Genomic DNA, 18,362 nt, shown 5'->3' with positions numbered 1-18,362 from the left:
CACAACAGCGCAAGCATGATGATCCGGAGGGGCCTCTGTCCGGGGTGATTCTCGGTTATTCGCGGACATCCGGCGCTCGGGCACGGGAAGAGGCGCGCCGGAAAGGGATCTGGTCGGCGTCATGTCTCCGGCGGCCCCCGTTCCGCGGCGACGGGGCCACAGCTTCCCGTGATTGACGCCGCCACCCGGCGACGGTCAGGCTGGGCCGCATGGAGACCTCTTCGCTCGATCAGGTCAGGGCCGCCGAGTTCGCCTCGGGTGGAGCCACCGCGTACCTCGCCACCGCCAGTTGTGGGCTGCTGCCCCGCAGAGCCGTCGAGGCGGTCACGGCGCTGGCCGAGCGGAACGCCACGGGCAGCCGTGGCGGGGCGGGCAGCTTCGACGCGGTGGACCGGGCCAGGGCCGGGTTCGCCCGGATCGCCGGGGTGGATCCCGGCCGGGTGTCCACCGGCGGTTCGGTCGCCGTCCATGTGGCCCTCGTCGCTGCGTCGCTGCCCGCCGGGGCCGAAGTCCTGGCTCCGGAGGGCGAGTTCTCCTCGGTCGTCAGCCCCTTCGCGGTGCGCGGCGACCTGCGGATGCGGTATGTGCCGTTGGCCGGCCTGGCCGAGGCCGTACGCCCCGAGACCGCGCTCGTCGCCTTCTCGGCCGCCCAGTCCTCCGACGGCAGGGTGGCCGACCTGGACGCGGTACGCGCGGCGGCCGCCGCGCACGGGGCCCGCACGCTCCTGGACGCCAGCCAGTCGGCGGGCTGGCTCCCGCTGGACGCCGGGGCGTACGACTACACCGTCACCGGCGCGTTCAAATTCCTGATGTGCCCCCGTGGTACGTCGTTCCTGACCGTCACCGAGGAGGCGCAGGAGACCCTGCCGGTCCTGCACGCGGGCTGGCTGTCCGCCGAGGACCGGTGGAACAGCACCTACGGCCCGGTACGGCGGCTCGCCGCCGGTGCCCGGCGCTACGACGAGCCGGTGGCGTTCCTCGCGTACCACGGGGCGGAACACGCGCTCGCCCTGGTGGCCGAGGTCGGCGTCGACGCCCTGTACGAGCACGCCACCGGCCTCGCCGCCCGCTTCCGGGAGGGCCTCGGCGCCCTCGGCCACCCGGCGGTGCCCGGTACGTCCGCGATCGTCGCCGTACCCGGACTCGGCGCCCGGGAGCCCGAACTGGCCGACGCCGGGGTCCTGGTCTCGAACCGGGCCGGGAACCTGCGCGCGGCCTTCCATGTGTACAACACCGAGGCCGACGTCGACCGCGCGCTGGACGTGCTCGCCCGCTGACGTACGGGCCGGGCCCCGCAGGACGGGCCGGCCCCGCGCCGCCTACGCCGAGTCCCGGCGCACCAGTTCGGTGGGGAGGATCACCGCGGCCGGGTCCTCTCCGCCGATCTGCGCCAGCAGCACTCGTACCATCTCCGCGCTGATCCGGTCCCACGGCTGGCGGACCGTCGTCAGCTCGGGGCGGGCCGCCAGCGCGGCGGGGGAGTCGTCGAAGCCGCCGACCGCGATGTCCTGCGGCACCCGCCGGCCCGCCCGTTCCAGCGCCGTCAGCACCCCCTGCGCCATCAGGTCGGACCCGACGAACACCGCGTCGATGTCCGGCGCCCGCTCCAGCAGCAGCGAGGCCGCCGCCTCCCCGCCCGCCCGGCTGTAGTCACCCGGCACGACGAGCGCCTCGTCGTGGGGCAGCCCGCACTCGGCGAGCGTCGCCCGGTAGCCGGCCAGCCGTTCCACACCGCCCGGGGTGTCCAGCGGCCCGCTGACCGTGGCGATCCGGCGCCGTCCGGACTCGTACAGATAGCGGACCATGTCCCGGGCGCCGCCCAGGTCGTCCGCCGCGACGTAACTGACCTTCGACCCCTGCCCGAGCGGCTTCCCGCAGGCCACCAGCGGGACACCGGCCTCGTGCAGCTGGGCCGCGACCGGGTCGCCGGAGTGGCTGGAGACCAGCAGCACCCCGTCCACGTGCCCGGCGATGTACCGCATGTTCCGGCGGCGTTCGGCCTCCGTGCCGGCGATCATCAGCAGCAGCGGGATGTCGTGCGCGGCCAGCGCGGTGGTGCAACCGCGCAGCAGCACGTTGAAGTTGGGGTCCTCGAAGAACCGCTCCTGCGGCTCGGTCAGCAGGAACGCCACGGAGTCGGAGCGGCCGGTGATCAGCGACCGGGCGTGCCGGTTGACGGTGTACCCGGTCCGGCGGATGGCGGACCGGACCGCGTCGAGGGCGGCCGGACTGACGTGGTGACCGCCGTTGAGCACCCGGGAGACGGTGCCCCGGGAGACCCCGGCCTCCCGGGCGACGTCATGGATCGTCGGCGGCCGGCGGCGTCCCGCGCCGGTGGGTTCTGTGCGGCTCATGGTGCGTGATCTTTCATCAAGGGGAGCCCTGGTGAGGAGCTGTCAGGACTTTACGGCGCCGGAGAGCAGGTCGAGACTCCAGAACCGCTGGATCACCAGGAACAGGGCGATCAGCGGGATGATCGCCAGCAGTGCGCCGGTGATGACCAGCGTGTAGAGCGCCGGGGTGGTGGCGCCCTGCTGGAGCAGCGTGTACAGCCCCAGCGTGACCGGGAACTTCTCGTCGTCGCCCAGCATGATGTACGGCAGCAGGAAGTTGTTCCAGACCGCGACGAACTGGAACAGGAACACCGTCACCAGTCCCGGCAGCATCATCGGCAGCGCGAGGGTGCGGAAGATCCGCCACTCGCCGCCGCCGTCCATCCGCCCGGCCTCGATCACATCGGCGGGCACGGCAGCCGACGCGTAGATCCGGGCCAGGTAGACGCCGTACGGGGAGAGGATCGCCGGAAGCAGCACGGAGAGGTAGGAGTCGGTCAGATCGGCCTTGGCCAGCAGCAGGTACTGCGGGACGGCCAGGATCACCGGAGGCATCAGCACCCCGGCGAGCAGGATGTTGAAGACGGTCTCCTTCCCGCGGAAGCGGTACACGGCCAGCGCGTACCCGGAGAGGGCCGACACCGCCGTGGACAGCAGGGCGCCCACCCCCGCGTAGAAGGCGGAGTTGGCCATCCACCTCCAGTACACGCCGTCGCGGTACGCCGAGAGGTCGGCGACGTTGTCGGCGAAACCGGAGCCGGGCAGGAAGGTGAAGGTGGAGAACAGCTCGCCGCCGGACTTGGTCGAGGCGACCAGGACCCAGGCCACCGGCAGCAGGCAGTAGACGGCACCGCACAGCAGGACGGCGGTGGGCACCAGCGGGAAACGGCGGCGGCCGGCCGCGAGGGACGGAGTGCTCATCGGGACTCTCCCCGCTTCGTACGGGAGTTGGCCGCCTTGAGGAAGCCGAAGGACAGGGCGAGCGTGGCCAGCGCGATGATCACGGCCTGGGCCGCCGCCGCGTGGATGTCGTTGTTGACGAAGGCGTCCTGATAGACCTTCATCAGCGGACTCCAGGTGGTGGACAGCGAGTTGGTGAGCGGCTTCAGGGTGGTCGGCTCGCTGAACACCTGGAGCGTGGCGATGACCGAGAAGAAGAACGTCAGCACCAGCGAGGGCGCCACCATCGGGATCTTGATCCGCAGGGCGATCTGGAGCTGCGAGCAGCCGTCCAGCCGGGCCGCCTCGAAGATCTCGGCGGGGATCGCCCGCAGCGAGGTGTAGATGACGATCATGTTGAAGCCGGTGCCGCCCCAGACCGCGATGTTCGCCAGCGCCAGGTACAGCGGTCCGCCGTCCAGCAGATCGGGCCGAGGCAGCCCCGCCTTGTCGAGCAGGAAGTGGAAGGGGCTGACGTCGGGCAGGTACAGGAAGCCCCACATCAGCGCGGCGACGACACCGGGGATGGCGTACGGAAGGAAGATCGCGAGCCTGCTGAAGCCGCGCAGCCGCAGCCGGTCGGTGTCCAGGAGCAGCGCGAACAGCAGGGCGAGCCCGAGCATCACGGGGACGACGATCAGGCCGTAGCCGAGGATCCGCAGCGTCCCGTGGAGCAGTTCGGAGTCGGAGAGGGCGTCCGTGTAGTTGGCCAGGCCCGCCCAGATCTCCTCGCGGGCCCCCTTGCCGAGGCCGAGTCCGCTGACCCGCGTCCTGCGGAAGCTGAGGTGGACGGCGTATCCGATGGGCAGCGCGAAGAAGAGCAGGAAGAGGACGGTGGCGGGGACCAGGAAGGCGTACGGGGCGCTCTTGACCCCGTACGGCCTCCTGCGGGGTGCGCGTGTCACTCCGAGACCCCGAAGCCCTGCTTCTTCAGGTCCGCGACGGTGGCGTCCTGCATCGCGCTCAGCGCCGCGCCGAAGTCCGACTTGTTCTTGGCCGCCGCGGCGAAGCCGTCCTTGAACGCGGAGTAGGCGACGTTGACGTTCGGGCCCCAGGCGGCGGGGGCGGTGCCCTGGGCGATCTTGGCGGCCTCGGTGTAGAAGTCGGGCTGGTTGGAGAAGTAGTCCGGGGCCGCCGAGAGGGCGCCGCCGGTCTGCGCCGCCGTCGCGGCGGGGTAGACACCGCTCTCCTTCACCAGGGCGGCGAGGGCGGCGGGGTCGGTGTTCAGCCACTTCGCGAAGGTGGCGGCGGCCTTCTTGTTCCTGGAGTCGTTGGTGACGGCGGTGGAGGACCCGCCCCAGCTGCCGGTGGCGTTCTCACCGGCCGTCCACTGGGGGAGCGGGGCCATCGCCCACTTGCCCTTCGTGCCGGGTGCCGCGGTGGTCAGGGTGCCGGGCGCCCACACGGCGCTGACCCAGGCGATCTGCTTGCCGGTGTCGAGCGCCTTGTTCCAGGCGGGGGTGTACATCGGCTGGTTGTCGACGGCGCCCTCCTTGACCAGGCCGCCCCAGAAGTCGGCGACCTTGCGGGTGGCCGGGTCGTCGATCGCGACCTTCCACCGGTCGCCGTCCGTGGTCCACCACTGGGCGCCCGCCTGCTGGGCGAGCCCGGCGAAGAGGCCGGAGTCGTTGGCGGAGAAGGTGGTGAGGTCCTTGTCCGGGGCCTTCTTCTTCAGCGCGCGGGCGGTGCCGGCGAACTCCTCCCACGTGGTGGGCACCGTCAGGCCGTACGCGTCGAAGAGGTCCTCGCGGTAGTAGAACATCAGCGGGCCGGAGTCCTGCGGCAGCGCGTACAGGGCGTCGGAACCCAGGGTCGTCTGCTGCCAGACCCCCTCGGCGAACTCCCCCTTCGCGTCGCCCGCCTCCTTCGATATGTCCGCGAGCACGTCGTTGGAGACCAGGGTGGGGAGCGCCTGGTACTCGGCCTGGACCAGGTCGGGGGCCTTGTGCGCCTTCGCCGCCGTGATGATCTTGGTGACCAGGTCGTCGCCCGACGCCTGCTTCTTCACCGTGACCGTGATGCCGGCCTCCTTGCCGGGGCCCTTGTTCCAGATGTCCGCGACCTTGTCCAGGCCGGGCGCCCAGGCCCAGTAGGTCAGCGAGGCGGGGCCGGAAGCGGCCGGCTCGTCGCCCCCGTCGTCCGGCGAACCGCAGCCCGAGAGCAGGGCGGAGGCGGCGAGAGCTGCGGCGGTGGACACCGCGACAGTGCGGTATTGCATGGTTTCTCCCCTGACGAGACGGCCGAGCGCATCGGCCCCACTGGCCGGAATGACGCTGTGAGCGTTCACAGTAGAGAAACGAAACCGACACTTGTCAATGGTTGTTGCTGTGCGGTTATGTTGGCTCAAGCCGGTACGGGGCGGTGTGCGGCGGGACCGCAGCGTCGCCGTGTGGCTGTGTGCACGTTCCCAGACTTCGTCCCACCGAGCCAGCCCCTGAGCCGTTCCAGCCACCCGAGCCACCCCCCCTCGACCCCCGAGACCCCGAGATCCCCTCGACCCCCGAGACCCCCCCAGACCCCCGAGCCAGGAGACGTCCATGCCGCACCCACAGCCCGCTCCCACCCCGCTCGGCCTGCGAGGGCCGGCCTTCGGCGGCGACTACAACCCCGAGCAGTGGCCCGAGGAGGTCTGGCACGAGGACGTGCGCCTCATGCGGGAGGCGGGTGTGACCATGGTCAGCGTCGGGATCTTCTCCTGGGCGCTGCTGGAACCCGAACCGGGCCGCTACGACTTCGGCTGGCTGGACCGCCTGCTGGACCTGCTCCACGTCAACGGCGTCCGCGTCGACCTCGGCACCCCCACCGTCGCCCCGCCGGCCTGGTTCTACCGCGCCCACCCCGACGCCCTGCCGCTCACCGCGGACGGGGTCCGGTACGCCTTCGGCTCACGCGGCGCGATCTGCCACAGCTCGCCCGCCTACCGTCAGGCCGCCGCCGGCATCACCGAGCAGCTCGCCCGCCGGTACGGCACGCACCCGGCCCTCGCCATGTGGCACGTGCACAACGAGTACGGCGTCCCCGTCAGCGCCTGCTACTGCGACACCTGCGCCGCCCACTTCCGCCGCTGGCTCGCCGCCCGGCACGGCACGGTCGAGGCCGTCAACGAGGCCTGGGGCACCGCCTTCTGGGGCCAGCGCTACCACGGCCTCGACGAGATCCAGCCGCCCCGCGCCACCCCCACCGTCGGCAACCCGGCCCAGCGGCTGGACTACGCCCGCTTCGCCGACGCCACGATGCGCGAGAACTTCACGGCCGAACGCGACATCCTGCACCGGCTCGCCCCCGGCGTCCCCGTCACCACCAACTTCATGACCGCGCTCAGCCAGTGTGAGTCGGTCGACTACTGGGCCTGGGGCCGTGAGGTCGATCTCGTCACCAACGACCACTACCTGATCACCGACGGGCGCCGCACCCACGTCAACCTCGCCATGGCGGCCGACCTCACCCGCTCGGTCGCGGGCGGCGCGCCCTGGCTGCTGCTGGAGCACTCCGCCGGAGGCGTCAACTGGCAGCCCCGCAACCCGGCCAAGCTCCCGGGCGAGATGGCCCGCAACAGCCTCGCCCATGTGGCGCGCGGCTCCGAGGGAGCGATGTTCTTCCAGTGGCGGCAGTCCCGGCGCGGCGCCGAGAAGTTCCACTCCGCGATGGTGCCGCAGGCCGGCACCGACTCCCGGGTCTGGCGCGAGGTGAGCGCCCTGGGCGCCGACCTCGGCCGGCTGGAGGGCATTCGGGGCACCAGGACCGTCGCCGACGTGGCGATGCTGTGGGACTGGCAGTCCTGGTGGGCGCAGCGGCTGGAGTGGCGCCCCAGCGAGGACCACGACGCCCGTGAGCGCGCCGACACCTTCTACGCCGCGCTCTACGACCACCACCTCACCGTCGACTTCGCCCACCCCGACGCCGACCTGTCCGCCTATCCCCTGGTCGTCGTCCCCGCCCTCTACCTCGCCACCGAGGAGACCGGCCGCAATCTGCGCCGCTACGTCGAAGGCGGCGGCACCCTCGTCGTCTCGTACTTCTCCGGGATCGTCGACGCCGACGACGCGGTGCATCCCGGCCCCTACCCCGGCGCCCTGCGCGACGTCCTGGGCCTGACCGTCGAGGAGTTCTCCCCGCTCCTGGACGGCCACACGGTCCGCCTGACGACCCCTGAGGGCGCGCCGGAAGGACCCGATCTGACCGGTGACGTGTGGTCGGACGTGGTGGTCCCGCGCGGCGCCGAGACCCTCTGGACGTACGCCGACGGCCTCCCCGCCGGACGCCCCGCGATCACCCGCAACCGGCTCGGCGAGGGCACCGCCTGGTACGTCTCCACGCGGCTGAGCGGCCCGGACCTGGACACCGTGCTGGGCCGGGCGCTGGCCGACGCGGGCGTGACCCCGCGCACCGGCCTCGCCCACGACGTCGAGGTCGTACGCCGCACCGGGGAGACCGGCACCTACCTCTTCGCGATCAACCACACCGACGCGCCGGCCGGCGTACGACTCGACGCGCCCGGCACCGAACTCCTCACCGGCCAGGGCGTGGTGGACGAGCTCACCGTGCCGGCGGGCGCCGTCCGGGTCGTACGGCTCGACGGCTGAGGCGCTGAGGCGCTGGAGGCGCGGCACGTCCGGGGAGGCCCCCGCGCCGCTCAGCCGGCCAGCGGCGCCCCGTGCCACTTCCACGAGGTGACCCGCTCACGGCCCGGGAGATCCGCGCGGCCGGTGGACCAGAGCAGGACGGCCCACCGGTCGGCGTCGTCCGGGGCGTCCGGGAAGAGCCGGGCCAGCACCCGGTCGCACAGCTCGGTGGGCGGGGCCCAGGAGAGCGAGAGCCCGGCGGCGACGTCGTGGGTGTGCACGAGGGTCTCCACCACCCCCATCGCGGCGAAGCCCTCCGGGTCGGAGACGCCGTGCGAGTGGAAGGAACGCAGCGCGGGAGAGGCTGTCCGCACCATCGCGGCCAGGAGGGCACCGCTCGCCTCCAGCGTCTGGAGCAGCCCGGCGGGTCCCGCCTCCGGGTCCGCGAAGACCGCGTTCCAGGGGCCGCCCTCGCGCTCCGGGGCCCAGCGGTAGGGCACATCGGCCTCCGTGGGGGGTGTGCGCGGGCCGAGCTGGACGGCGTACGCGAAGAGGTCGTCGCTCAGGTGCTCCATGGTCTCCCAGCAGTCCCACGTCAACGACCCCGCCGGGACATGCCAGTCGGCCGCCGGGGACGCCGCGAGCGTGTCGGCCGCGAGCCGCACCGCCAGCGTCACGTCGTCGGCGGTGACCGGCAGCCGCGTACCGGTGAGCGCCGCGCGTTCCGCGGCACCGACCTCCACACAGAACTCGTTGCCCTCGGGGTCGGCCAGAGTCGCCCAGCCCCGCCCGTTCGGCTTGCGGTGGTCGGCGACGAGGGTGGCACCCAGACCGAGCAGCCGCTCGACCTCCTCGTCCCGGGTGCGGTCCTCGGGGCGTACGTCCAGGTGCACCCGGTTCTTGGCCCGCTTGGGCTCGGGCACCGTGACGAAGAGCAGTGCCGCCCGCCCGGTCTCCACGAGCGCCTCGGGATCGCCGGGCGCGTCGTCGTCCGACACGGACGAGCCGAGCACCTCCGCCCAGAAGAGGGCCAGTTCATAGGCGTCGGCGCAGTCGATGGTGATGTGCTGTACGAGGGAGGTCATGGCGACACTCTCCCCGCCGGGCCGGTGCGCGGTCCAGCGAGTTGTCACCCGCACCCGCCGGCGCCGCCGTCCCGGAGCCGCCTTCCCCAAGCCGCCTTCCCCCGGCCTCAGACGGGCAGCCGCGGCACGGCGTCGAGGAGACGGCGGGTGTACGGGTGCGCGGGGGCGCCCAGCACCCGCGCCGTGTCCCCCTGTTCGACGACGCGGCCGCCCTCCAGTACGGCGGTGCGTTCGCACAGGGATGCCACGACCGAGAGGTCGTGGGAGACCATGACGACGGTCAGTCCCCGCTCCCGCTTCAGCTCGGCGATCAGGTCGACCACGGCCACCCGCGTGGTGACGTCCAGCGCGCTGACGGGTTCGTCGGCCAGGAGCACCCGGGGATGGCACACCGTCGCACGGGCGATGGCGACGCGCTGGCGCTGGCCGCCGGAGAACTCGTGCGGATAGCGCCGTGCCGCGTCCGCCGGAAGGCCCACCCGCTCCAGGGCCTCGGCCACCTTGGGGGCCGCGGTGGCCTTCGAGTCGAGGCCCAGGGAGCGCAACGGCTCGGCGACGATGTCACCGACGCGCCTGCGGGGGTCGAGCGAGGAGTACGGGTCCTGGAAGACGCACTGCACACTGCGCCGGAAGGTCCGCATCTGCCGGCGGTCGCGCGGCGCGAGCTCGGTGCCGTCGAAGGCGACCGTTCCCCGGGTCGGCCTGCCGAGGCCCAGCAGGAGCCGCAGCAGGGTCGTCTTGCCCGCGCCGGACTCGCCGACGAGGGCGAGACTGCGGCCGGTCTCGACCGTGAGGGAGACGTCCTGGACGGCGGGGGTGCCGCTGCCCCGGTGGTGCAGCGACACGTCCCTCAGTTCCAGTACCGGCGGAGGCGTCATCGGGGGTCTCCCAGGTTCAGGGCGGACTCCAGCCGCCGGGCACTGCCCACCAGCGCCCTGGTGTAGGCGTGGGCGGGTGAGCGGACGAGGTCGAGGACGGCGCCCTCCTCCACGGCACGGCCCTGGCGCATGACCACCGCGCGGTCGGCGATCCGGGCGACGACGGCGAGGTCGTGGCTGACGAAGACGACGGCCATGTCGCGTTCCCGGACGAGCGTGTCGATCAGGTCGAGCATCTCGGCCTGTACGGACACGTCGAGCGCCGTGGTCGGCTCGTCCGCGATGAGGAGCTTCGGCTCGCAGGCCAGTGCCATGGCGAGCGCGACCCGCTGGCGCTGACCGCCGGAGATCTCGTGCGGGAAGGACCGGGCGATGCGGTCGGGTTCCGCCAGCCGGACCCGTTCCAGCGCGTCGAGGACCGCCCGCTTCAGCGCGGTGCCCCGGAGCCCGTGCCGTCTGCGCAGGGGTTCGGCCAGCTGGCGGCCGGCCCGCATCAGCGGGTCCAGGGCGGTGAGCGGTTCCTGGAAGACGACGGCGGCGTCCCGTCCGCGCATCCGCGTGAGCCGGTCCTCCCGCGCGCCGACGATCTGCGTCCCGGCCAGTTCGACGCTTCCGGTGGCGGTGATGCCTTCCGGCAGGAGGCCGAGGACCGCCAGCGCGGTCAGCGACTTGCCGGAGCCCGATTCGCCGATGAGCCCCAGCCGTTCGCCGCGCGCGAGCGTCAGCGACAGGTCGTCCACGAGCGTGGTCCCGTCCGTGGTGCGGAGGGTGAGGCCGCTCAGTTCGAGGAGGGTCATGTGCGCCGCCGCCGGGTCGTCGGGTCGAGGGTGTCGCGCAGGCCGTCCGCGATGAGGTTCACGCCCACGACCAGCATGACCAGCAGGATGCCGGGGGCGAGCGCCCCGGCCGGCGCGGTGGTGAAGGTGGCCTGCGCCTCCTGGAGCATGCCGCCCCACGAGGCGTTCGGCGGCGGTACGCCCAGGCCCAGGTAGGACAGACCGGCCTCCGCCAGGACGGCGAGACCGAACTGCAGGGCCAGGTTGACCACGAGGGTCGGCCAGATGTTGGGGAGGACGTGCTGGGCCACCGTGCGCGGCCAGGACGTGCCGGAGGTGCGCGCGGCGGTGATGTAGTCCTGGGTGAGGACCCGTTTGACCAGGATCCGGGTCAGCCGGGCCACGACCGCGCTCTGGGCGAGTCCGATGGCCAGCACGGCGGAGCCGAGCGTGGCCGAGTGCGCCGCGACGATGAGCATCGCCAGCAGCAGCGTCGGGAAGGCGATCAGGATGTCGAGGAACGCGGAGAGGGTGTCGTCGAGCCAGCCCTGCGCGAAGGCGGTGAGCAGCCCCAGCAGGACGCCCAGGACCGCGGCGATCAGCACCGAGCCCAGGCCCGCCTCGACGGCGATCCGCGCACCGGTCATCACCTGGGTGAACAGATCGCGCCCGAGCTTGTCGGTGCCCAGCGGATGGCCGGAGCCGGGGCCGGCGAGCCGTCCGCCGGAGGTGTCGTCGGCCGCGTACGGGGACCACACCAGCGAGACGAGCGCGAGCAGCACGATGAGGCCGGTCAGCACGCACCCGGCGAGCAGGGTGTACGAGCGCGCGGGGCGGCGGCGTCCGGTGGCCGGTGCGGTGGCCCGCTCGGCCGGACGTCCGGTGGTGCGTTCGGTGGTCCGTCCGGTCATCGGGTGCCTCCCGAGAGACGGTCGCGCAGCCGTGGGTCGATGACCCGCTGCACGAGGTCGGCGGCGAAGCCGATGAGTAGGACGGCCAGGGTGGACACGAACAGCACGCCCTGCACGACCGGGTAGTCGTGCTGGGCGATCCCGGTGACGAGCATCGATCCGAGGCCGGGCAGGGCGAACACCGACTCCACCACCACCGCGCCGAGCAGGGTGGAGGCCAGCTCGATACCGAGGACGGAGACCACCGGGACCGAGGCGTTGCGGAGCCCGTGGCGCCACATGGCCTGCCCGAACGAGGACCCCAGCGCCCGTGCCGTGCGCAGGTAGTCGCTGCCCAGCACGTCCAGGGTCGCCGAGCGGACGTACCGGATCAGCGAGGCGCTCATCACCAGGGCGATGGTCACCACGGGCAGGACCAGCGAACGGACCGCCTCACCGGGGACCGCCCAGCCGTCCGGGGGGAAGCCGCCGGCCGGCAGCCAGCCCGCGTTCAGCGCGAACACGGCGACGAGGATCATGCCCAGCCAGAACACCGGTACGGCGATGCCCAGTTGCGAGACGCCGCTGAGCAGAGCGCCGTACCAGGTGCGCCGTTTGTACGCGGCCACGAATCCGGCCGGCACCGCGATCAGGACCGCGAGGACGAACGCGGCCAGGGTCAGCGGGATCGTCAGGTCGAGCCGGGAGGCCACCTCGGGGCCGACCGGCAGCGTGCTGACGAACGACGTCCCCAGGTCCCCGCTCACCAGCTGCCCGAGCCAGTGGGTGAACTGCTCGGGCAGCGGCTTGTCGGAACCGATGGAGTGCCGGGCCGCCGCGATCTGCTCGGGGCTCGCGCCCACCGAGGTGAGCGCGTTGGCGGGGTCGCCGGGCAGCAGGCGCAGCAGGGCGAAGAGCACCACGCTCGCGAGAGCCAGCGACACCAGGAGGAAGACGAAGCGGCGCAGGAGGTACCGCGCCATCAGCTCTTCTTCTTGATGTCGTACGCGAAGAACTGGGAGTTGAGGCCGTTGAGCGGGTAGCCGGACACCTTGGTGTTCGCGACGACGATCTGCGGGTAGAGGTAGAGCCACTCGCTGGCCGCGTCCTCGGCGGTCTTGCGGTTGACCTTCTTCAGCAGCTCGGTCTGCTCGGCCTCGGTGGCGGCCGCCTCCGCCTGCTCGACCCAGCGCGTGACCTGCGGGTTGTCGTAGCCCCAGTAGAAGTCGGGGTTGCCGTACCAGACCAGGTCGCGGTCGTTGACGTGCTCCTGGAGCGTGGCCGTGAAGTCGTGGTTCTGGTAGACCTTCGTGTACCACTCGTCCGGCGTGATCGTGTTGATCTTCACCGTGACGCCGACCTTGGCCAGCTCCGACTTGATGAAGGTCGCGGCGGTCGGGTGCGGGTCGTAGTTGGGGGTGTCGAGGGTGAAGCTGAAGCCGTCGGCGTAACCGGCCTCCTTCAGCAGCTTCTTGGCCCGCGCGGGGTCGTGGGTGTCGGTCCGGGTGAGGTCCTCGTACCACGGGTCGGTGGGCGGGACCATCGAGCCGATCTCCTTGCCGTAGCCGTCCCAGACGGACTCCAGCAGCTTCTTGTCGTCGATCGCGGCGGAGACGGCCTGGCGCACCTTGACGTCGGTGAAGGGCTTGGCCTTGTCGTTGAAGGCGAGCAGCAGCTTGGTGGTGGAGTCGCCGTCGTTGACCTTGTACTTCGCGTTCGAGGTGAACTGGCCGAGGGCGTCGGGGGACTGCTCGCTCGTGACGACGTCCACGGCGTCGGTGAGGAGCGCGTTGTTCAGCGCGGTCGCGTCCTTGTAGTAGTGGAAGACGACCTGGCGGCTCGCGGCCGCGTCGCCCCAGTAGCCGTCGAACCGGTCGAGGCTCAGGGCCGAGCCACGCGTCCACTTCTTCAGCGTGAACGGCCCGGTGCCGTCCTCGCTCGTCTTCAGGTTCTTCGCCTCGGAGTTGATGACCCAGACGTAGGAGAGGTTGTAGACGAAGGAGATCGACCTCTTCGAGAGCGTGACCTCCAGGGTCCGCGCGTCGGGGGTGGCGATGTCCTTGACCACGTCGAGGCTGCTCTTGCGGGCGGACTGGGAGTCGTCCGCGAGCACCTTCTCCAGGCTGTACTTGACGTCCTCGCTGGTGAGCTTCTTGCCGCTGTGGAACGTCACCCCGTCCCGCAGCGTGAAGGTGTAGGTGAGCCCGTCCTCGCTGACGGTGTGCTCCTGGGCGAGCAGCGGCTCGACCTCGCCGTCGTCGGTGAGCTTGAACAGCCCCTCGTAGACGTTGCCGTTGAGGGCCTCGGTGACCCCCTGGCCGCCGCCCGCGGTGTTGTCCAGGTTCTGCGGCTCGTAGAGGGAGCCGATGTTCACCGTGGCGTTCTTGTCGTACGTGCCGCCCGCGGCGGAGCCGCCGCCCGTGCCGCCGCACGCCGAGAGGGCCAGGGTGAGGGTGACCGCGGTGGCGGTGCCGTACAGGGAGGTCTTCTTGATGTTCATGAGGGATGCGCGCCTTCGTGCCGCTGGGATGCGTGCCGCTGGGAGGGGAGAGGAGGGGAGCGATCAGTGCTGGGCGGGGAAGCCGTCGCGGAAGAGGGGAAGCTTCTCGCCTGCCTCGACGGGCAGGTGGAAACGGTTCTGCCGCGGCGGCATCGGACAGTTGTACTGATCGGAGAATCCGCAGGGCGGGACGAAGGCGCGGTTGAAGTCGAGGACGACCCGGCGGTCGTCGTGTGCCGCCCGCCGTACGAACAGGAAGCGTCCGGCCCCGTAGGTGGTGGTGCCGTTGGTCGGGTCGCCGAAGACGAGCAGCAGGGTGCCGTCGTCGTCGAAGGCGCTGAGGGTGTACGTGTGCCCGTCCAGCGTGAGCACGATGTCCTCGGGAACCACCAGGTCGCGGGTGCCGCCGTTGTCCCGGATGTGCTCGAAGGGGACGCGCCGGTCGGCCGGTGCCGGTGTGGGGGACGCCTCCAGGACCCAGCGCGGGTCGTAGGGGAAGGCGGCCGTGTCCTCGAAGTGGCGGAGGGCCGGCGACGCGGAGTCCCAGAACCGCAGCCCGTGCTCGGGTTCCCCGGTGACGAGGTCGGTCCGCTCCAGCGCGGTCACGGTCACGGTGCCGGGCTGTCCCGCGCGGGCCGCCTCGATGTCGGGGCGTTCCCCGGCGGGCAGCCAGCGGGTCTCGACGAGGGCCAGGTTCCCGGTCGGCGAGGTGAGCGCCTGACGGCGTTCGGCGCGCCAGGCGTCCCAGTCCGCCGCGGGGCCGGGGTCGCTGGTCGGCGGGAGGGGTACGGCCGGGTGTGTCACGGTCTGGCTCATTCACCTAGGGAGACGGAAGTGATCGCGCCGCGTGAGGTCACGCCGCGTGAATCCATGCTCAAAGCATGCCCTATAGGACCTATAAAGCTATCTAATGTCAAATGGCGTCTCGTCCTCTGAGAAGTCGCGGGTGCGAAGGAGACGTCCGGCCACCGCCGGGAGCCGGGCCGTCGGCTCCCCGCGTACGGCACAGGTCAGGGGCGGGACGCATGGTGCGTCCCGCCCCTGACCCGTGTCGTGCTACGCCCTACTTCACCGGTGTGAAGTCACGCGCCCCGATGAACTCCGGGCGGCGGATCGGAGCCGCGAAGGGCTCCTGGGCCGTGTTCTCCACACTGTTGAACACGATGAAGACGTTGCTGCGCGCGTACGGGGTGATGTTGTCCCCCGAACCGTGCATCGCGTTGCAGTCGAACCAGGTGCCCGAACCGGGCTTGCCCGTGAAGAGCTTGATGCCGTGCCGGTCGGCCATCGCCGTCAGCGCCTCGTCGGACGGGGTGCCGGCGTCCTGCATCTGGAGCGACTTCTTGTAGTTGTCCTTCGGCGTCTCACCCGCGCAGCCGAGGAACGTCTTGTGCGAGCCGGGCATGATCATCAGCCCGCCGTTGGTGTCGAAGTTCTCGGTCAGCGCGATCGAGACCGACACGGTCCGCATGTTCGGCAGGCCGTCCTCGGCGTGCCAGGTCTCGAAGTCCGAGTGCCAGTAGAAGCCCGAGGCCCCGAAGCCCGGCTTGACGTTGATCCGGGACTGGTGGACGTACACGTCGGAGCCGAGGATCTGGCGGGCCCGGCCCACCACGCGCTCGTCGCTGACGAGCCGCGCGAAGACCTCGCTGATCTTGTGGACCTCGAAGACCGACCGCACGCTCTGGGACTTCGGCTCGATGATCGAACGCTCGTCGGCGCGCACCGCCGGATCGGCGACGAGGCGGTCCAGCTCGGCGTGGTACCCGGCCACCTCCTCCGGCGCGATGAGCTGTTCGACGGCGAGGAAGCCGTCGTGCTCGAAGGACTGGAGGTCCTTCGCGGAGATCGGTCCGGGCGCGCCCGGCGCGGACCAGATGACCGGGTCCTGGCGGGGAGTGGTCATCTCGGCGGCGCCGCGCGTGGGGTAGAGGTCGGTTCGCACCTCGGTGGTCATGGTTCAGCCCTCCTCGGTCAGCAGCGGATAGACACCGTTCTCGTCATGGTCCTCCCGTCCGGTGACGGGAGGGTTGAAGACGCAGACGCAGCGGAAGTCGGTCTTGGGCCGCAGCGTGTGGTGCTCGTGCCCGTCCAGCAGGTACATCGTTCCCGGCGAGATCCAGTGCGTCTCGCCGGTCTCGTCGTTGGTGAGCTCGGCCTCACCCTCGGTGCAGAGCACCGCCTCGATGTGGTTGGCGTACCACATGGAGGTCTCCGTGCCCGCGTACAGCACGGTCTCGTGGAGCGAGAAGCCGACCTTCTCCTTGGCGAGCACGATGCGCTTGCTCTCCCAGGTCCCGGAAGCGGACCTGATGTGCCGGTCGGTGTTCTCGATGTCACTGAACGATCGGACGATCACGGTGGGATGGTGCCTTTCTCTTCTGTCCTGCTCAATCGGTGCCCGTCCCGGGCGCTGCCCGGGTCAGACGGTCTCGCGGACGCAGCGGGCCAGCGTGCGCAGGCCCTCGTCCAGCTCTTCGGGGGTGATGGTCAGCGGCGGCAGCAGCTTCACGACCTCGCTCTGCGGGCCCGAGGTCTCCAGCAGCAGGCCCAGTTCGAAGGCGCGGGCGCAGACGGCGGACGCGCGCGCCGGGTCGGAGAACTCCAGACCCCAGACCAGGCCGCGGCCGCGGAACTGGGCGCTGGGGTCCTCGCCGCAGATCGCCAGCAGCGTCTGCTCCACCTGCTCGCCGCGGGCCAGGGTCTGCTTCTCCATCTGGCCGTCCGCCCAGTAGGCGTCGAGCGCGGCGGCGGCGGTGACGAACGCCGGGTTGTTGCCGCGGAAGGTGCCGTTGTGCTCACCGGGCTCCCAGATGTCCAGCTCGCCCTTGAAGAGGCAGAGCGACATCGGCAGGCCGTACCCGCTGATGGACTTCGACAGCGTGACGATGTCCGGGACGATGCCGGCCTCCTCGAAGGAGAAGAAGCCGCCGGTACGCCCGCAGCCCATCTGGATGTCGTCGACGATCAGCAGCATGTCCTGGCGGTGGCACAGGTCCTGGAGCGCGCGCAGCCACTCGGCGCGGGCCACGTTGATGCCGCCCTCGCCCTGCACGGTCTCCACGATCACCGCGGCGGGCTTGTTCAGGCCGGAGCCCTGGTCCTCCAGGAGCCGTTCGAACCAGAGGAAGTCGGGGACCGTGCCGTCGAAGTAGTTGTCGAACGGCATCGGGGTGCCGTGCACCAGCGGGATGCCGGCGCCGGCGCGCTTGAAGGCGTTGCCGGTCACGGCGAGCGACCCCAGCGACATGCCGTGGAAGGCGTTGGTGAAGGAGACGACGGACTCGCGGCCCTTGACCTTGCGGGCGAGCTTCAGCGCGGACTCGACGGCGTTCGTGCCGGTCGGGCCGGGGAACATCACCTTGTACGGCAGGTCCCGCGGGCGCAGGATCACGTTCTCGAACGTCTCCAGGAACGCGCGTTTGGCGGTCGTGGCCATGTCCAGGGCGTGGGTGATGCCGTCACGCTCGATGTAGTCGATCAGCGCGCGTTTCAGCACCGGGTTGTTGTGGCCGTAGTTGAGCGAGCCGGCACCGGCGAAGAAGTCGAGGTACGAGTGGCCGTCCTCGTCGGTCAGCCGGGCGCCCTGCGCGCGGTCGAACACGGCGGGCCAGCCGCGGCAGTAGCTGCGTACTTCCGATTCGAGGCTCTCGAAGACACTCAGGGCGGGCGGGGTGATGGTCACAGCGGGTCTCCTGCGTTGGGGGTGACGGGAGGCGGGTGGGCGTGTGCTCCGGACGGGGCGGGGCCGGGCGCGCCCCGGGCGGGGGCGGGGTCCGGTCCGGGGGCCGCCCGGACGGGCGGACCTGAGGGGCCCTTACGCGTGGAACGGGCCGATGCGGTACAGCACCTCCGGCAGGTGTGTCCCCTCGGGGAACAGCCCGCCGTCGAAGAGCACCTCGCGCTCCAGGCCCACGTCGTGGCGCTCGGCGTAGGAGGTGAACAGCCGGTCGGACGCGGTGTTGTCCGGGGTGACGGTCGTCTCCAGGGAGACCAGGTCCCCCTCGGCCGCGACCCGTGCGGTCAGCGCGTCCAGCAGCTTCGCCGCCAGACCGTTCCCGCGGTGGGCCTCGTCCACGGCGACCTGCCAGACGACGAGCGTCTCGGGCCGGTCGGGCCGGATGTACCCCGTCACGAAGGCGATGGCCTCGCCCTTCTCGTCGCGCGCGACCACGGAGGTCGCCGCGAAGTCACGGCACCACAGCAGGTAGCTGTACGAGGAGTTGAGGTCCAGGACCTCGGAGTCGCGGGCGATGCGCCAGATCGCGGCTCCGTCCTCCACTCGCGGGGCGTCGATGGTAAGGAATTCGCTTCGGGCACGGGCAAAATCTGCTGGTGCGGCGGTCATGCGAATTGAATTTACCCAGCAAAAATCGAAATTGCATCGCCGCGAGGGGTT

The 18,362-nt window shown here is 71.3% G+C and carries 17 protein-coding genes; 2 read left to right on the top strand and 15 right to left on the bottom strand.

Features of this window, described 5'->3' with window-relative positions:
- The first annotated feature begins 209 nt into the window (after positions 1 to 209).
- The gene (locus B9S64_RS06080; protein ID WP_103490315.1) at positions 210 to 1,277 is read left to right on the top strand and encodes an aminotransferase class V-fold PLP-dependent enzyme; all 1,068 of its coding nucleotides are present in this window, start codon (positions 210 to 212) and stop codon (positions 1,275 to 1,277) included.
- 42 nt (positions 1,278 to 1,319) lie between these two features.
- Here B9S64_RS06080 and B9S64_RS06075 read toward each other — a convergent pair whose 3' ends face one another.
- From B9S64_RS06075 to B9S64_RS06060, 4 genes are read right to left on the bottom strand one after another with little or no spacing between them, the layout of a single operon-like run.
- Entirely contained in the window at positions 1,320 to 2,354 is a 1,035-nt protein-coding gene (locus tag B9S64_RS06075; protein WP_103490314.1) for a LacI family DNA-binding transcriptional regulator, read from the bottom strand.
- Positions 2,355 to 2,396: 42 nt separating this feature from the next.
- Entirely contained in the window at positions 2,397 to 3,254 is an 858-nt protein-coding gene (locus B9S64_RS06070; RefSeq protein WP_103490313.1) for a carbohydrate ABC transporter permease, read from the bottom strand.
- Positions 3,251 to 4,177, bottom strand: a complete 927-nt coding sequence (locus B9S64_RS06065) for a carbohydrate ABC transporter permease (protein ID WP_103490312.1) — start codon at positions 4,175 to 4,177, stop codon at positions 3,251 to 3,253. The genes B9S64_RS06070 and B9S64_RS06065 overlap by 4 nt, the downstream gene beginning before the upstream one ends.
- On the bottom strand, positions 4,174 to 5,490 hold the full coding sequence (locus B9S64_RS06060) for an extracellular solute-binding protein (protein ID WP_103490311.1): 1,317 nt from the start codon (positions 5,488 to 5,490) through the stop codon (positions 4,174 to 4,176). Before B9S64_RS06060 ends, B9S64_RS06065 begins: the two co-directional genes overlap by 4 nt.
- 319 nt (positions 5,491 to 5,809) lie before the next feature.
- Here B9S64_RS06060 and B9S64_RS06055 point away from each other — a divergent pair, with 319 nt between their 5' ends.
- A complete protein-coding gene (locus tag B9S64_RS06055; RefSeq protein WP_103490310.1) occupies positions 5,810 to 7,855 on the top strand; it encodes a beta-galactosidase in 2,046 nt (681 codons plus the stop codon).
- 50 nt (positions 7,856 to 7,905) lie between these two features.
- Here B9S64_RS06055 and B9S64_RS06050 read toward each other — a convergent pair whose 3' ends face one another.
- The 11 genes from B9S64_RS06050 to ectA all read right to left on the bottom strand — a co-directional run bounded on the left by B9S64_RS06050 (position 7,906) and on the right by ectA (position 18,311).
- Positions 7,906 to 8,919: a VOC family protein gene (locus tag B9S64_RS06050; protein ID WP_103490309.1), complete on the bottom strand. Its 1,014-nt coding sequence runs from the start codon at positions 8,917 to 8,919 to the stop codon at positions 7,906 to 7,908.
- A gap of 107 nt (positions 8,920 to 9,026) precedes the next feature.
- Positions 9,027 to 9,797: an ABC transporter ATP-binding protein gene (locus tag B9S64_RS06045; protein WP_103490308.1), complete on the bottom strand. Its 771-nt coding sequence runs from the start codon at positions 9,795 to 9,797 to the stop codon at positions 9,027 to 9,029.
- Complete coding sequence (locus B9S64_RS06040; protein WP_103490307.1) at positions 9,794 to 10,594, bottom strand: ABC transporter ATP-binding protein; 801 nt, start codon at positions 10,592 to 10,594, stop codon at positions 9,794 to 9,796. Before B9S64_RS06040 ends, B9S64_RS06045 begins: the two co-directional genes overlap by 4 nt.
- Positions 10,591 to 11,484 carry an ABC transporter permease gene (locus tag B9S64_RS06035; protein ID WP_103490306.1) on the bottom strand — a complete coding sequence of 298 codons (894 nt, stop codon included), beginning with the start codon at positions 11,482 to 11,484 and terminating at the stop codon, positions 10,591 to 10,593. Before B9S64_RS06035 ends, B9S64_RS06040 begins: the two co-directional genes overlap by 4 nt.
- The gene (locus B9S64_RS06030) at positions 11,481 to 12,446 is read right to left on the bottom strand and encodes an ABC transporter permease (protein ID WP_103490305.1); all 966 of its coding nucleotides are present in this window, start codon (positions 12,444 to 12,446) and stop codon (positions 11,481 to 11,483) included. Before B9S64_RS06030 ends, B9S64_RS06035 begins: the two co-directional genes overlap by 4 nt.
- Positions 12,446 to 13,963: an ABC transporter substrate-binding protein gene (locus B9S64_RS06025; RefSeq protein WP_103490304.1), complete on the bottom strand. Its 1,518-nt coding sequence runs from the start codon at positions 13,961 to 13,963 to the stop codon at positions 12,446 to 12,448. Before B9S64_RS06025 ends, B9S64_RS06030 begins: the two co-directional genes overlap by 1 nt.
- Before the next feature lie 63 nt (positions 13,964 to 14,026).
- A complete protein-coding gene (locus B9S64_RS06020) occupies positions 14,027 to 14,779 on the bottom strand; it encodes a DUF1684 domain-containing protein (RefSeq protein ID WP_103490303.1) in 753 nt (250 codons plus the stop codon).
- 247 nt (positions 14,780 to 15,026) lie between these two features.
- Entirely contained in the window at positions 15,027 to 15,920 is an 894-nt protein-coding gene (thpD, locus tag B9S64_RS06015; RefSeq protein WP_028440399.1) for an ectoine hydroxylase, read from the bottom strand.
- Between the two features lie 3 nt (positions 15,921 to 15,923).
- A complete protein-coding gene (locus tag B9S64_RS06010; RefSeq protein WP_028440400.1) occupies positions 15,924 to 16,322 on the bottom strand; it encodes an ectoine synthase in 399 nt (132 codons plus the stop codon).
- A gap of 63 nt (positions 16,323 to 16,385) precedes the next feature.
- Positions 16,386 to 17,648, bottom strand: coding sequence for a diaminobutyrate--2-oxoglutarate transaminase (ectB, locus tag B9S64_RS06005; RefSeq protein ID WP_103490302.1), 1,263 nt, complete (start codon positions 17,646 to 17,648; stop codon positions 16,386 to 16,388).
- A gap of 132 nt (positions 17,649 to 17,780) precedes the next feature.
- Complete coding sequence (ectA, locus tag B9S64_RS06000) at positions 17,781 to 18,311, bottom strand: diaminobutyrate acetyltransferase (protein ID WP_203631367.1); 531 nt, start codon at positions 18,309 to 18,311, stop codon at positions 17,781 to 17,783.
- Positions 18,312 to 18,362 lie beyond the last annotated feature (51 nt).

This window comes from Streptomyces sp. SM18 (assembly GCF_002910775.2).
Classification (GTDB): domain Bacteria; phylum Actinomycetota; class Actinomycetes; order Streptomycetales; family Streptomycetaceae; genus Streptomyces; species Streptomyces halstedii.
This window is presented reverse-complemented; position numbering and strand designations above follow the sequence as displayed.